A 14,016-nucleotide genomic window follows, 5' to 3' on the forward strand; every position below is an offset into this window, starting at 1 on the left:
CGAGAACAGGAACATGCCCCATGACCGACTCGCCCGTCATCCGCGACATCCGCCCCGAGGACGCCGGTGAGGTGCTGACCATCCAACGCGCGGCCTTCGCGAGCGAAGCCCTGATCTACGGTGACCCCGACATGCCCCCGCTGACGCAGACGCTCGATGAGCTCGAGGCCGAGCTGGTCGAGAACCTCGGCTGCGTCGCGCTCCTGGGGCATCGCCTCGTGGGTGCCGTGCGCGCACGCCGCGACGGCACCCTGCTGCTGATCGGTCGGTTGGCCATCGCCCCCGACCAGCAGGGCGGCGGGCTGGGCTCGATGCTGCTCGCCGCGGTCGAGGAGCGCGGTCGCCGCGCCGGCGCCACCGAGGCCGAACTCTTCACCGGCGGTCTCAGCGAGGCGAACCAGCGTCTGTATGAGCGCGAGGGCTACCACCGCAGCGAAACCACCGCCGACGGCGAGATCTTCTACCGCAAGCCGCTGACCTGAGACGGTTCGGTCGACTCGAGAACAGGCCCCGCGACGAGAACAGGCCGATTCTCGAAGAATCGGCCTGTTCCGGCGACATCCCCTGTTCCGGGGATGGCAGCAGCGCCTACGGGGTCGGCATCCCGCCGTTGACGTTCAGGGTCTCGCCGATCACGTAGCTCGACTCCGCGGAGGCCAGGTAGACGTACGCCGGGGCGAGCTCGGCGGGCTGCCCCATGCGTCCGAGGGGCGTCTCCTCGCCGAACTCGGCGACCTTCTCCTGGGGCTGACCGTCCGACACCTGCAGCGGCGTCCAGATCGGACCGGGAGCCACCGCGTTCACGCGGATGCCCTTCGGCGCCAGCTGCTGGCCGAGCGCCTTCGTGAAGGCGTTGATGGTCGACTTCGTCGAGGCGTAGTCCACCAGGATCGCCGACGGCGAGTACGCCTGGATCGAGGTCGTGTTGATGATGGCCGCCCCGGCGGGCAGGTGCGGCAGCGCCGCCTTGGTGACCCAGAACATCGCGTACACGTTCGTCTTGAACGTGTCGTCGAACTGCTCGTCGGTCAGCGTCGTCAGGTCTTCGTTGAAGAGCTGCTTGCCGCCGTTGTTCACCAGGATGTCCAGCCCGCCGAGCTCCTCGACCGCCTGCGCGACGAGGGAACGGCAATACTCCGGGTCGCGCAGGTCGCCGGGGATCTGCGCCACGGTGGCCCCGGCCTCGCGCAGGATGCCGGCGATGCGATCGGCATCCTCCTTCTCCTCCGGCAGGTACGACATCGCCACCGACGCGCCCTCGCGGGCGAAGGCGATCGCCGTGGCCGCCCCGATGCCCGAGTCGGCGCCGGTGATGAGGGCCTTGCGCCCCTCGAGGCGCCCGCTGCCGACATAGGTGTCCTCCCCCAGCGCGGCTTTCGGCGTCAGCTCGGCATCCAGACCCGGCTCGGGCTGGTGCTGCTTCGACGGTTCGATGTCGGCGTAGAGCTGGGTGGGGTCGGTGAAGGTGTACTGACTGGTCATGGCGAGTCCTTTCAGGGGGATGCCGGAGCGCGAGCCGCCCCGGCGGGGGAAGGTCAGCGGTCGCCGAGGCGGGCCTCGTCGACCACCTCACGGATGACGAGCGCGGCGTTGATGAGCGCGAGGTGGCTGAGCGCCTGGGGGAGGTTGCCCCAGAAGGCGCCGTCTCCCTCGGCGATCATCTCGGCGTAGAGTCCGACGTCGTTCGCCTGCGCGACGAGGGCGTCCATCGCCTCGATCGCCTCGGCGTGGCGACCGACGCAGGCGAGGGCCGTCGCACGCCAGAACGCGCAGGCGACGAAGGTGTGCTCCTCCTGGTCCATGCCGGTGTAGCGGTAGACGAGGTGGTTGTCGGTGCCGAGGCGCTCGGTGATGGCATCCACCGTCTTCGACATCCGCTCGCCCCGGTCGAACCCGGTCGGGGCGTGCAGCAGCACCGAGGCGTCGAGGTCCTCCGTGCCGGGCCGCTGGGTGTAGGCCTGGAGGGTCTCCGACCAGCAGTTCTCCTCGACCCACGTGTGGATGCGGTCGCGCTCGGCGCGCCAGCGCTCGCCGTTGTCGGGGATGTGACCGCCGGACGCGAGCCACTGCGCGTCGTCCAGGGCCTTCCAGCACCCCATCTTCGACGACGTGTAGTGCTCGAGCTCGGGCAGCTCCCACATGCCGGAGTCCGCGCGGCGCCATAGATCGCACGTGCGATCGGCCACGTCGGCGAGAAGCCTTCCGGTCTGCGTGTCGAGGCGGTTGCCGGCCTCGACGTAGGTGCGGCAGATCGCGATGAGGTCGCCGTACACCCCGAGCTGCAGCTGGCCCTGCGCGGGGTTGCCGGTGACGACCGGCTGATTGCCGTTCCACCCCGGAACCTCGTGCTTCTCGAGGCCGACGTCCGCGTCGCCGTCGAGGGTGTACATCACCTGCACCTCGGGGCCGTTGGCGCGGATCGTCCGGAGCATCCACGAGAGCGCGGCGTGCGTCTCTTCGCGGAGGCCGAATCCGACCCAGGCGTGCGCGGTATAGGCGAGGTCGCGCACCCAGGCGAAGCGGTAGTCCCAGTTCTTGCCGCCGCGGGGGTTCTCCGGCAAGGACGTCGTCGCCGCCGCGGCGATCGCGCCGGTGGGACTGAACAGCAGCAGCTTGAGCGCCAGCGCACTGCGCTGGACGTCGTCGGCCCACGGACCGTCGTAGGAGAACTCGTCCGACCACATCGACCAGCCGTCGATGGTGCGGTCGATGCCCCGGTCGACGTTCTTCGCGTCGGGAACGCGCAGCGGCTCCCCCTCGGTCGCCGCGACCACGAGCAGGTGGCGGGTGCCTTTCGCGGTGGTGAAGCGGCCCGAGATGCTCTCGCTGCGCTCGTCGGGATCGCCGTGGATGCCGTGCTCGTGCCCGACCACGGCGAGGGACACGTGACCGATCCGCATGATGGAGAACCCGTCGATGCGCTCCGTCCACGGCGCGGCGGAGCGCAGCATGGTCCCGGGCTGCACGCACCAGGCGAACTCGACCTCGCCCGAGACCCCCTCGACGCGGCGTGCGAGTTCGGCCCACGGCAAGCGTCCGGCGATGCCCGTCACCATGGCATCCGTCAACGTGGCGACGCCCGTCTCTGTCGTGAACGTCGTCTCGAGCACGTTCGTGTGAGCGACGTAGCGCCTCTTGACCTCGAACTCGCCGACGGGAGCGAGCTCGATGCAGCCGCCGGCGGAGTCGTCCACGAGTCGCGCGAACACGGGGCGCGAGTGGATGTTGGGCAACGGCAGCCAGTCGACCGCACCATCGAGCCCGATGAGCGCGACCGTGCGACCATCACCGATCGCGGCGTAGTCGCGCAGCGGGCGGGACTGCGGGGGTGGTGTCGTGGGCACACCTCAACGCTAGGAACCGCTCGGCGCCGGCATTCGGGGGTTGTCGATCCGGGGCCGAGCGGGTACGGGGCCGTCGCTACAGCGGCGCTGTCGCGCTGGCAACCCCCGGCGTCGGGCACACCGCAGGACCTAACGTCGAGGACGACCGCGAGTGAAAGGAACGCGCATGTCTTCCACCACCAAGGACTCCCCGACCAAGAACCGCCGTCGCCCGGCTCGCGGCGGCAGCGGCCCCGAGACCACCGACGAGCAGAACGCCGAGCAGGGCTTCCAGGCCTCCGAGAAGCTCACCGACAGCCTCCAGGCCGTCCTCGTCGACCTCATCGAACTGTCGATCCAGGGCAAGCAGGCCCACTGGAACGTCGTCGGCAAGAACTTCCGCGACACCCACCTGCAGCTCGACGAGATCATCGAGGCGGCGCGCGAGTTCAGCGACACGATCGCCGAGCGCATGCGGTCGCTGCACGCCCTGCCCGACGGCCGCAGCGACACCATCGCCGAGACGACGACCCTGCCGGAATTCCCGCAGGGCGAGGTCGACACCGCCGAGGTCGTCGACCTCATCACCGAGCGCATCGACGCGACCGTCGGCACCGTCCGCGACGTGCACGACGACGTCGACGACGAAGACCCCACCAGCGCCGACATCCTGCACTCGATCCTCGAGCGCCTCGAGCAGCTGTCGTGGATGGTCAGCGCCGAGAACCGCGTCGCGCGGAAGTAACCGCGTCGGGGATGACACCGGATGCCGGGGCCTGGAGGCCTCGGCATCCGTCGTTTCCGGGCGTGTCAGAGAGCGGGCAGGATCAGCGGCGGGCGCGGACCCTCGAGGCGGGCGATCGACGCCTCAATGTCGGCGATGTTCGCCAGGAGGAAATGTCAGAGCCGCAGCACCTCGGTGACGCGGACCACGGCCGTCCCCTCCTCCTCCGAGGCAGCGAGGTCGACCTCGGCGCGGATGCGCCAGTCGTGGTCGCCGTCCGGGTCGTCGATGGTCTGCTCGACGCGCCAGAGACCGTCCGCCGCGGCCGACTCGTCGATGTCGACATACGCCGACGAGCGCGCGGCACCGCCCGTGCCGATCGAGTCGTGCTCGTCGAAGTAGGCATCGAGGGCCGCCGACCAGTCGACATCGGCATCGAGCTCGGCGAGTTCGTCGTCGCGCTGGAGCGCGGCCAGCTGTACGCGGCGGAACATCTCGTTGCGCACGAGGACGACGAACGCCCGGTGGTTGGTGAGGATCGACGGCGGCGCCGGCGGCACCACCGGGGCCGCCGGATCATCGGCCGGGTTGATCAGCTGCTCCCACTCGTCCACGAGGCTCGAGTCGACCTGCCGCACCACTTCCCCGAGCCACGCGATGAGGTCGAGCAGGTCGGGGGTCTGCGCGTCGACGGGCACGGTCTGTCGGATCGCCCGGTAGGCGTCGCTGAGGTAGCGCAGCACGAGACCCTCGCTGCGGGCGAGCTGGTAGAGCGAGACGTATTCTCCGAACGAGCACGCCCGCTCGTACATGTCGCGGACGACCGACTTCGGTGACAGCTCGAAGTCGCGCACCCAGGGCTGGCTGGATGCGAACACCTCGTACGCCTGCGCGAGCAGCTCGTCGAGGGGCTTCGGCCAGGTGATCTCCTCGAGCAGTTCCATGCGTTCGTCGTACTCGATGCCCTCGCGCTTCATCGCCGCGACGGCTTCTCCGCGGGCACGGAACTGCTGCTGCGACAGCACGGGACGCGGGTCGTCGAGTGTCGCCTCGATCACGCTGACGACGTCGAGGGCGTAGTGGCCGGTGCCGACCGACGAGGCCGGAGGTGCGGCATCCGGTCCCCTGCCGAGCTCCACCTCGGGATCGAGCATCTCGATCGCGGCGAGCGCGAACGGCGACAGCGGCTGGTTGAGCGCGAAGTTCGGTTGCAGGTCGACGGTGAGCCTGATGTGTCCGTCGACCACCTCGACCACGCCCGCCTGGACCAGCGTGCGGAAGATCGCGAGCGCCCTCCGGGCGAGCGCGTACTGACGAGCGCGGGGCTCGTGGTTGTCGAAGACGAGCGAGCGGACGTTGCCGAAGACGTCGCCGCCGCGGGCGATGACGTTGATGAGCATCGCGGCGGTGAGCTTCATCTGCGGTTGCAGCGGCTCCGGTTCCGCCGCGACGAGGCGGTCGTAGCTCTGCTCCGTCCAGTTGACGAAGCCCTGCGGCGCCTTCTTGCGGACGATCTTCTTCTGTTTCTTGATGTCGTCGCCGGCCCTGGCGATCTGGGCCGCGTTCTCGATCTCGTGATCGGGAGCCATCACGACGACCGTTCCCGCGGTGTCGTAGCCCGCGCGCCCCGCGCGTCCGGCGATCTGGTGGAATTCTCGCGCCGAGAGCTGCCGCATGCGCTGGCCGTCGTACTTCGTCAGCGCGGTGAGCAGGACGGTGCGGATCGGGACGTTGATGCCGACGCCGAGGGTGTCGGTGCCGCAGATGACCCGAAGCAGCCCGCGCTGCGCGAGGGTCTCGACGAGACGCCGATACCGCGGCAGCATGCCGGCGTGGTGCACGCCGATGCCGGCGCGCACGTAGCGCGAGAGCGTCTTGCCGAACCCGGTGGTGAAGCGGAAGCCGCCGATCGCCTCGGCGATCTCGTCCCGCTGATCTCGTCCGATGATCCGGATCGACGACAGGGCCTGCGCGCGCTCCATCGCCGCGGCCTGGGAGAAGTGCACGACGTACACCGGCGCCTGCCGCGTGTCGAGGAGCTCCTGCACCGTCTCGTGGACGGGCGTCCGGGCGTATTCGAAGTGCAGCGGCACGGGACGCTCGACGCCGGTGACCCGCGCCGTCGGCCGGCCGGTGCGGCGGGACAGGTCGTCGGCGATGTCCGTGACGTCGCCGAGGGTCGCCGACATGAGCACGAACTGCGCCCGGTTCAGCAGCAACAGCGGCACCTGCCACGCCCACCCGCGATCGGGTTCGCCGTAGTAATGGAATTCGTCCATGACGACCTGGTCGACGTCGGCATCCGCGCCCTGCCGCAGGGCGAGGTTGGCGAGGATCTCGGCGGTACAGCAGATGATCGGGGCGTCGGAGTTCACGGACGAGTCGCCCGTGACCATGCCGACGTTCTCGGCGCCGAAGATCTCGACGAGGGCGAAGAACTTCTCGCTCACGAGCGCCTTGATGGGGGCCGTGTAGTAGCTGCGCCCGCCCCGGGAGAGGGATGCCGCGTGTGCGGCGACCGCGACGAGCGACTTTCCCGTTCCGGTCGGGGTCGACAGGATCACGTTCGCTCCCGACACGATCTCGATGATCGCCTCGTCTTGCGCGGGGTAGAGAGCGAGCCCGCGACCGCCGGCCCACTCCACGAAGCCCAGGTAGGCGGCATCCGCATCGCTGCCCGCGGGCACGTGGTCGAGGAGGGAGGTCACCGCACCAGCCTCTCATCCCACCGATCGCGCCCGGCCGGATCGGGTCACTCGGCGTCGGAGAACACCCCTACCCGATCGCCGTCGCGCACGAACTGCACGGAGCTGCCGACGGGGAATCGTTGCCGGAACGCCTCGGGCAGTTCCGGTGTCACGACGAACTCCACCGTCGCCGGGAAGACCCCGGCACCGCACCCGCCATACCGGAAACCGCTCCGGAAGGACTCGTCCTCTTCCGTCGCGGCCAGTTCGCTCGTGTCGACGAGCACCAGGCAGTCCGATCGTGTGCCCGAGGAGTCCACCTGGGTGGACCCGGCGAAAGGTGTCAGCCCGTGGAAGTCGGCGTATCCGGTCAGTTGCGAGGGCTCGAGCCCGAGCGTCGACAGGGAGTCCGTCCCGACGGAGGGGTCGGGTACCAGGCTGTCGACCTGGGCGACGCCCGCCGAGCGCGCGACCGGCACGACCGTCACCGCGGCGATCGACGCGGCGCTGGCCAGTGCGGCCACCGCCGCCAGCGAGCCCGCCCAGAGCCACAGAGTCCGGCCGCGACGGACGTCGGGGCGCCGGGATCCTCGCTCCGTGACACGCGTGCCGTCGCGCACGTCTGTGCCGTCGGTATCGACGTCGGCGTCGACGTCGGCGTCGGCGTCGAGGGACCGCACCTCCTCGCCGTCGGCGACGAGCACGGCGGCGGCCTCCCCGTGGCGACGGCGCTCGATGTCCTCCAACTCGCGCAGCCGCGCCCACGCCGCGGGGTCGTCCGCGAGGTCGGCGTCCGGCCCGTAGGCGCGCACGCGGAGCCTGTCGAGCTCGCCCCGTGCCTCGGCATCCATGCCCTGCATCGTCCCACAGCCCGCAGCGCCCGGGGCCGTGCTTGTATGCGAGGGAATAGAACCGGGGATGCCGCGTTGCACCCGATATGCGTTCCTTCGGCACCCTCTCTTTCGGGCACTACGGCCCTCTCGGCGGTGGGCATCACCTCTCCGCCGGCGACTCGATGCTGCAGGCGATCGACCTCGCCCAGGGCATGGACGACCTCGGCGTCAACGGCATCTCGTTCCGCGTCCACCACTTCGCCCGGCAGCAGTCGGCCCCGATGCCGTTGCTCGCGGCGATCGCGGCGCGCACATCCCGGATCGAGATCGGCACCGGTGTCATCGACATGCGGTACGAGAATCCGCTCATGCTGGCCGAGGAGGCGGCATCCGTCGACCTCATCAGCGGGAACCGGCTCGCGCTCGGCGTGAGCCGCGGGTCACCCGAGACGGTCGTGCGCGGCTACGAGGCGTTCGGCTACACCGGTTCGGAGGATCCGCGCGGCGCCGACATCGCCCGCGACCACTTCGACCTGTTCCTGCGCGCGATCGACGGCGAAGGGCTCGCGGAACGCGACCCGATGAGCCCCTTCGGCGGCGGCACCGGGCTGCAGCGCATCGAACCGCACTCCCCCGGACTGCGCACACGCATCTGGTGGGGTGCCGGAACCACCGCGACCGCGGAGTGGGCGGGGCGCACGGGTGTGAACCTCATGTCCTCGACGCTGTTGACCGAGGCCGACGGCACGCCCTTCGACATCCTGCAGGCGCGTCAGCTCGACGCGTTCCGCGCCGCGTGGAAGGACGCCGGTCACGCCGGCGAGCCGCGCACGTCGGTCAGTCGCAGCATCTTCCCCATCGTCAGCGACGAGGACCGGATGTACTTCGGCGGCTCGGCGGGCTCCGACCAGATCGGCGTCATCGACGGCATGCGCTCGACCTTCGGCAAGACCTACGCCGCCGAGCCGGACGTGCTCGTGGAGCAGCTGCAGAACGACGCCGCCGTGATGAGCGCCGACACTCTGATGCTCACGATCCCGTCCCAGATGGGTGTCGAGTTCAACCTGCGCCTGGTCGAGAACTTCGCCACGCACGTCGCGCCGGCCCTGGGCTGGCAATCGACGCGCGCGACCGTCTGAGACGCGAGCGGATCCGGATGCCGGATGCTTCGGCATCCGCGAACGGGCTATCCGGCGCTGGTCGCCGGCACGCGGTCCGCCGGAGGAAGGGGGAACGTCAGCTCCGCCACCGTGCCCCCGTCGGGTGCGTCGTCCAGGCGGATGGTGGCTCCCATCCCCGCCAGGAGCTCGCGCGTGATGGCGAGACCGAGCCCTGTTCCCGCCACGCCACTGCGGGTGGTGCCCGGCGATCGATAGAAGGGCTCGAACACCCGTTCACGCTCCTCCGGGTCTATGCCGGGACCCTGGTCTCGCACGGTCATCGTCACGGCCCCGTCCGCCCGCGTCGCATGGATGAAGAGCCGCCCCCCTCGCGGCGAGAACTTCACGGCATTCGTGAGGAGATTCGTGATGACCCGTGCCAGATCGCTGGTGTGCGCGACGACCCGCAGCGATGACGCGCAATCCACCTCCACAGCGATGTCCCGACTGGCGATGCTGTATCGCACATCGAGCAGACAGTGGTCGATGACCTCGCCCAGGATCACCGGTTCCGGTGCCGCGTCGGCACCGGGACTCTGCCGTCGGGCGGCCACGAGGACGTTGTTCACCAGCTCGAGAAGCCTCTCGCAATTGCGGAGGATGACCGCGATGTAGTCGCGTTCGAGAGGGGAGCGGGCAACGTCGGCGAGCTCCTCCGCGTAGCCACTGATCGAGGTCAGTGGCGTCCGCAGCTCGTGCGAAACACTGGCAACGAACTCGTCCTTCTGCCGGTTGATGGCCCGCAGGGCGTCGACCACCTGGCGCTCCTTCTCCAATCGAGCGGCCATCACCGCCTCCGCGTCCCGCAGCGCACTGAGGTCTTCGATGTACAGGAGGTAGATCCTGCCGTAGTCCGACCGATCGAGGGCCTCGACGGTGACGCGGAACAGAGCGTCCTCGCCCTCCTCGATCGGCCACGCCGTGGTATCGGAGCCACCGGCGACGACGCCCCTCGTGAACTCCCGGAGCGGTCCGTTGCCCCGGACGAACAGACGGGATTTCGATGCCGTGGAGAGCTCGCCCGCGAGCACGCTCGTCGCCATCGGGTTGATCTCCAAGACCGCGAGCGCGCCATCGGTCTCTTCGGAGAGGATCGCGAATCCGCTGCGCGCCCGCGCGAACCCCTCGTTCAGCAGGCGGCGTGTGCCCTCGCGCTGATCCGAAAGGCGACGCTGATGGGACTGCGCCGCAGCGACGAACAGCACCGTGACCGCGAGCGTGATGGCGTAGAGCTGCAACAAGCTGACGACTCGGATGACACCGGATGAGTCAGCGAACGCGCCGCCGCCGTACGCCGTCAATGCACTCACCACGATGATCGTCAGCACCAGCTGCGCGTACGCCATCCGCATCGATTGCGTGAAGGCCGCATACATCAGGAGCGGCACGGGGAGGAATCCGAGGGGTTCCTCCCCCGCAGGCAGGAACGCGACGGCGACAGAGGCGAGGGTCAGGAGCGTCAGCCCGAGGGAGAGCCGCCACGGTGCGGTGCGCTTCTCCCGTGCGATCAGAACGAGGGGCGTGATGATCAGGATGGCGGAGGCGTGCGATGCGGCAACGGCGGCGACGACGGGGAAGAAGGCGCCGCCCGCCACCGCCACGCCCGCCGCGATGCCCATCCCACCCACGGCGGAGCCGACCACCGCGCCGAGCACGAACCGCCCGGCAGCCCGCAGATCCCTCACTCCCGGCGGCTCCGAGTGAGCCGTCGCGATCGTCGCGACGAGATAGACCTCGAGGGCCGCGGCCGCACTTCCGACCAACGCGATGCCGAGCCCGCGTTCGCCGAGCACCGACACGGCGAGGATGGGCAGCCCGTACGAGAGGCTGACGAACGGACGCAGGGCGGGAGACGACATGAGGGCGGCCGCCGCTCCGATCCCGACGGCGGGCCACCACCAGCTGAGGGTCGAGGGACCGCTCACCGGCAGGACACTGCCGAGCCCCACGACGAAGCTGAGGAAGAGGGTCGCGGCCAGGGCCGCCACGTGGCGCCACCCGCTCAGATCACGGACCCTGCTCGCGATATTGCTGTGCGCCACCCCGGGATAGTATCCGTGCGAGAACCGATCCCGGCGCACGGAGCGCGCGGCCACCGAAGCGGGTGCGCCCTTGCGAACCATCAGTCCGGCCGTGTGCCACGAGAGGAAGAGCGAACGTGCAATCCGTCTTGGTCGTCGACGACGAGGTGGACTTGGCAAGACTCACGAGGATGCGTCTCGAGAGCGCGGGGATCACCGCCGCCGAGTGCTACGACGGAGTGAGCGCTCTGACGTTCATCCGGCAGCATCGACCGGCCGTGGTCATTCTGGATTGGATGATGCCCGGGCTGGACGGTCTCGAACTCGTACGCCTCGTGCGAGAAGACGACAGCGTCACGCACACGCGGATAATCCTGATGACCGCGCGCGCGGAGGCGGAGACGCACGACGACTTCGCCGAAAGCCATGGCCTGGACCTCGTCCTGGTCAAGCCCGTGTCCCGTGCCGTTCTGATCGAGAGTGTCCAGGCCGAACTGCGGGCGGCGGCACACGCGGCCTGAACCGCCCGCGTTCACCGCACCGGTCCTCACGCAACGTCGCTCGATAAGCCACCGCCCGTCTCGCGCTGTCCTGGAGCATATCTCCGCGCAAGACTCAAGCCGCGGGCGCGGCAACGGCCCGAGGCATAGCGTTCTCGCAGCGCTTCACACAGCAGAGGCGCCGTGCCACCCGGCATCTCGCAGCAAGGAGTACAACATGCTTTGGACGATCCTCGGCCTCATCCTGGTCGGCCTGATCGCGGGCTTCATCGCGCGCGCCATCATCCCCGGCAAGCAGAGCATGAGCATCCTCATGACCATCGTCCTCGGAATCGTCGGCTCGTTCGTCGGCGGGTTCCTCGGCTTCCTCATCTTCGCCAGCGACCCCATGGGCGGCTTCCTCCAGCCGTCCGGGATCATCGGCTCGATCATCGGCGCGATCATCGTGCTGGGGATCTACGTCTTCGCCACGCGTGGCCGGAGCGCTCGCGCGCGCTGATCCCGGCTCACTTCACGAAGCGCCATCACCCCGCGGCCGCGGCCGCGGAGTGGTGGCGCTTCGTCGTTCTCCACCGACTCCGGCAGCACGCCTGTCCCGGCTCGTGTCCGGGTCGAGAGGTAGGTTCGGGTCATGGATGTCAGCGCCGCGCCGCCCGCCGCCGCCGTCTCCGTCCTCGCCGATCGCGTCGAGCGAGCGGCATCCGGATCGTCGCGTTTTCTGCTGGGGATCGCGGGGAGCCCGGGAAGCGGCAAGACGACGCTCGCGACGGTTCTCGTCGCCGAGCTGAACACACGTCGGTCCCGTTCGGCGGCGGTACTGCCCATGGACGGCTTCCATCTCGCCAATGCCACACTCGACCGCCTCGGTCGCCGGGACCGCAAGGGCGCGATCGACACGTTCGACGGCTGGGGCTTCCTGAGCCTGCTCCGTCGGGTGCGTGAAGAAACCGATCACACGGTGTTCGCGCCCAGCTTCCGTCGCGAGGTCGACGAGGGCGTGACCGGCGAGATCGCGGTCGAGCCGGAAGCACGCGTGGTGGTCGTCGAGGGCAACTACCTCCTCGTCGACGACGGCCCGTGGGCGCAGGTGCGACCGACGCTGGATGAGGCGTGGTTCTGCGCGGCGCCGGATGCCACGCGAGAGTGCCGTCTCGTCGAGCGGCACACGCGGCATGGCCGCACGGCCGCGGCAGCGGCGGCGTGGGCACGCGAGGTCGACGGCGTCAACGCCGCGGTGATCGAGGCGACCCGCCCACGAGCGCATTTGATCGTGTCGGGAGAGACCGGAGCCGTTGTCGACTGACCCCCGCGTCAGACGTGGCACGATTCTGACGTGGCCGTTGACCTCATGGGGACGCCCCTCGCCTGAGCCCGACGACCCAGCTCGGCCAGTCGGGCGCAGGATGGGACGCCTTCGGGATGGATGCCGAGCATCGTTCCGCGGCGCGCCGCCGGAAGGCGCGCGCCACCCAGCGCACCGGCCCGTCCTCCCCTGTGGATGGGTCGCTCGCGATGTCGGAGGTTCGTGGCAGCATGTCTGCATGCCGGATCGACCGCCCGTCTTCGATGATCGAGAGGACACCGTCCTCACCGAGGTCGTCGACGCGCTCGTCGAGAGCGAACGGGCTCTCGCCGAACTCGAAGCCGCACGTGTCGCGCAGTTCGCGGCGGCGATGCGCGTCGCGCTGCGGCGGTCAGAGCATCGGCCGCGCGCAGTCCAGGAACGAGAGATGGCGCTCCGCTCGATCGCGGCCGAGATCGGCGTCGCGCTGCGCTGGAACGACCGCACGGTGCAACGGCGACTCGGCGAGGCGCTTCAGCTGGTCGACGATTTCCCGGCGACACTGCAGGCGCTGTCCGATGGCAGGATCAGCGCACGCCACGCGGCCGCCATCCGTGATGTCGGAACCGAACTCGTCGATCCGACGGTGCGGGCGGCCTTCGAGAACCGGGTCATCGCGCGGGCCGCGAGCGACACCGCAGCGGGGACGCGGGCCTTCGCGCGCGCCCTGGTCGAGGAGCTGCACCCCACTTCGGTCACGGAGCGATTCGAGCAGGCCGAGCGGCAGCGGCGCGTGTGGATCGACGACGACGTCGACGGCATGGCGCGCCTGGGCGTGATCGATGGCACCGCCAAGATCCGCGCGATGTACGACCGTCTCACGCAGCAGGCGCGCGCGATCCGTGCGGTCGCGCGCCCCGAGACCGCGACCGACGACTCCGATCCGGATGCCGTGCGCGACCGCCGCACCATCGATCAGGTCCGCGCCGATCTGCTGTGCGACCTCGTGCTCACGGGAGCGCCGACCATCGACCCGACCATCGACACGCTCCCGGGCGGCCTCGGCGCGATCCGCGCGCAGGTGTCCGTCGTCGTTCCCGCGCTCACCGCCGCGGGCGCGAGCGATCGGGGTGCCTCCATCGACGGACTCAGTCCCATCGACGCCGGCACGGCGCGACGACTCCTGGCGGGCTCCTCGGCGTGGGACCGGCTCGTCACCCACCCCATCACGGGCAGCGTCCTGGCGGTGGATCGGTACCGCCCCTCCCCCGCCCTGCAGCGCTTCGTCCGGGCACGCGACATGCACTGTCGATTCCCCGGGTGCCGGCAGCCCGCGCGACGGTGCGACCTCGATCACAACCGCGACCACGCCCGCGGCGGACCCACCGCACGATGCAATCTCGCGTGCCTGAGGCTGTCGCATGAATCTGCGGGTGATCGGGCGTGTCTGATGCTTGTTTATGCCTGATCAGGGGATGATTAAGTA

12 protein-coding genes are annotated in these 14,016 nt (G+C 69.7%); 7 read left to right on the forward strand and 5 right to left on the reverse strand.

The window, feature by feature from the left end; all coding sequences use genetic code 11:
• Window positions 1-20: 20 nt before the first annotated feature.
• Complete coding sequence (locus LL239_RS15190; protein ID WP_228164285.1) at window positions 21-482, forward strand: GNAT family N-acetyltransferase; 462 nt, start codon at window positions 21-23, stop codon at window positions 480-482.
• Window positions 483-588: 106 nt separating this feature from the next.
• Here LL239_RS15190 and LL239_RS15195 read toward each other — a convergent pair whose 3' ends face one another.
• On the reverse strand, window positions 589-1,482 hold the full coding sequence (locus LL239_RS15195) for an SDR family oxidoreductase (protein ID WP_228164286.1): 894 nt from the start codon (window positions 1,480-1,482) through the stop codon (window positions 589-591).
• Between the two features lie 53 nt (window positions 1,483-1,535).
• Window positions 1,536-3,344, reverse strand: a complete 1,809-nt coding sequence (locus LL239_RS15200) for a glycoside hydrolase family 15 protein (protein WP_228164287.1) — start codon at window positions 3,342-3,344, stop codon at window positions 1,536-1,538.
• A 166-nt stretch (window positions 3,345-3,510) separates the two neighbouring features.
• On the opposite strand from LL239_RS15200, the gene LL239_RS15205 reads away from it, so the two are divergent.
• Window positions 3,511-4,068 carry a Dps family protein gene (locus tag LL239_RS15205; RefSeq protein WP_228164288.1) on the forward strand — a complete coding sequence of 186 codons (558 nt, stop codon included), beginning with the start codon at window positions 3,511-3,513 and terminating at the stop codon, window positions 4,066-4,068.
• Window positions 4,069-4,223: 155 nt separating this feature from the next.
• On the opposite strand, the gene LL239_RS15210 is transcribed toward LL239_RS15205, so the two are convergent.
• Window positions 4,224-6,755, reverse strand: coding sequence for a DEAD/DEAH box helicase (locus LL239_RS15210; RefSeq protein ID WP_228164289.1), 2,532 nt, complete (start codon window positions 6,753-6,755; stop codon window positions 4,224-4,226).
• Window positions 6,756-6,799: 44 nt separating this feature from the next.
• Entirely contained in the window at window positions 6,800-7,585 is a 786-nt protein-coding gene (locus tag LL239_RS15215; RefSeq protein ID WP_228164290.1) for a hypothetical protein, read from the reverse strand.
• Between the two features lie 86 nt (window positions 7,586-7,671).
• On the opposite strand from LL239_RS15215, the gene LL239_RS15220 reads away from it, so the two are divergent.
• The gene (locus LL239_RS15220; protein WP_228164291.1) at window positions 7,672-8,706 is read left to right on the forward strand and encodes an LLM class flavin-dependent oxidoreductase; all 1,035 of its coding nucleotides are present in this window, start codon (window positions 7,672-7,674) and stop codon (window positions 8,704-8,706) included.
• Window positions 8,707-8,753: 47 nt separating this feature from the next.
• Here LL239_RS15220 and LL239_RS15225 read toward each other — a convergent pair whose 3' ends face one another.
• Complete coding sequence (locus LL239_RS15225) at window positions 8,754-10,769, reverse strand: sensor histidine kinase (RefSeq protein ID WP_228164292.1); 2,016 nt, start codon at window positions 10,767-10,769, stop codon at window positions 8,754-8,756.
• 116 nt (window positions 10,770-10,885) lie between these two features.
• Here LL239_RS15225 and LL239_RS15230 point away from each other — a divergent pair, with 116 nt between their 5' ends.
• The 4 genes from LL239_RS15230 to LL239_RS15245 all read left to right on the forward strand — a co-directional run bounded on the left by LL239_RS15230 (window position 10,886) and on the right by LL239_RS15245 (window position 13,998).
• Entirely contained in the window at window positions 10,886-11,269 is a 384-nt protein-coding gene (locus LL239_RS15230; RefSeq protein WP_228164293.1) for a response regulator transcription factor, read from the forward strand.
• Between the two features lie 196 nt (window positions 11,270-11,465).
• A complete protein-coding gene (locus tag LL239_RS15235; protein ID WP_228164294.1) occupies window positions 11,466-11,747 on the forward strand; it encodes a GlsB/YeaQ/YmgE family stress response membrane protein in 282 nt (93 codons plus the stop codon).
• A gap of 132 nt (window positions 11,748-11,879) precedes the next feature.
• On the forward strand, window positions 11,880-12,551 hold the full coding sequence (locus LL239_RS15240; protein ID WP_228164295.1) for a nucleoside/nucleotide kinase family protein: 672 nt from the start codon (window positions 11,880-11,882) through the stop codon (window positions 12,549-12,551).
• Between the two features lie 238 nt (window positions 12,552-12,789).
• Window positions 12,790-13,998, forward strand: coding sequence for an HNH endonuclease signature motif containing protein (locus tag LL239_RS15245; protein WP_228164296.1), 1,209 nt, complete (start codon window positions 12,790-12,792; stop codon window positions 13,996-13,998).
• The last annotated feature ends 18 nt before the right edge of the window (window positions 13,999-14,016 follow it).

The sequence above is a fragment of the Microbacterium testaceum genome (genome assembly GCF_020781835.1).
GTDB lineage: Bacteria > Actinomycetota > Actinomycetes > Actinomycetales > Microbacteriaceae > Microbacterium > Microbacterium testaceum_H.

What these genes read in the sequence shown, in the direction of transcription:
- LL239_RS15220 (WP_228164291.1), top strand. Translation starts at nt 7,672, where the DNA reads ATGCGTTCCTTCGGCACCCTCTCTTTCGGGCACTACGGCCCTCTCGGC.
- LL239_RS15235 (WP_228164294.1), top strand. Translation starts at nt 11,466, where the DNA reads ATGCTTTGGACGATCCTCGGCCTCATCCTGGTCGGCCTGATCGCGGGC.
- LL239_RS15190 (WP_228164285.1), top strand. Translation starts at nt 21, where the DNA reads ATGACCGACTCGCCCGTCATCCGCGACATCCGCCCCGAGGACGCCGGT.
- LL239_RS15240 (WP_228164295.1), top strand. Translation starts at nt 11,880, where the DNA reads ATGGATGTCAGCGCCGCGCCGCCCGCCGCCGCCGTCTCCGTCCTCGCC.
- LL239_RS15245 (WP_228164296.1), top strand. Translation starts at nt 12,790, where the DNA reads ATGCCGGATCGACCGCCCGTCTTCGATGATCGAGAGGACACCGTCCTC.
- LL239_RS15195 (WP_228164286.1), bottom strand. Translation starts at nt 1,482, where the DNA reads ATGACCAGTCAGTACACCTTCACCGACCCCACCCAGCTCTACGCCGAC.
- LL239_RS15205 (WP_228164288.1), top strand. Translation starts at nt 3,511, where the DNA reads ATGTCTTCCACCACCAAGGACTCCCCGACCAAGAACCGCCGTCGCCCG.
- LL239_RS15215 (WP_228164290.1), bottom strand. Translation starts at nt 7,585, where the DNA reads ATGGATGCCGAGGCACGGGGCGAGCTCGACAGGCTCCGCGTGCGCGCC.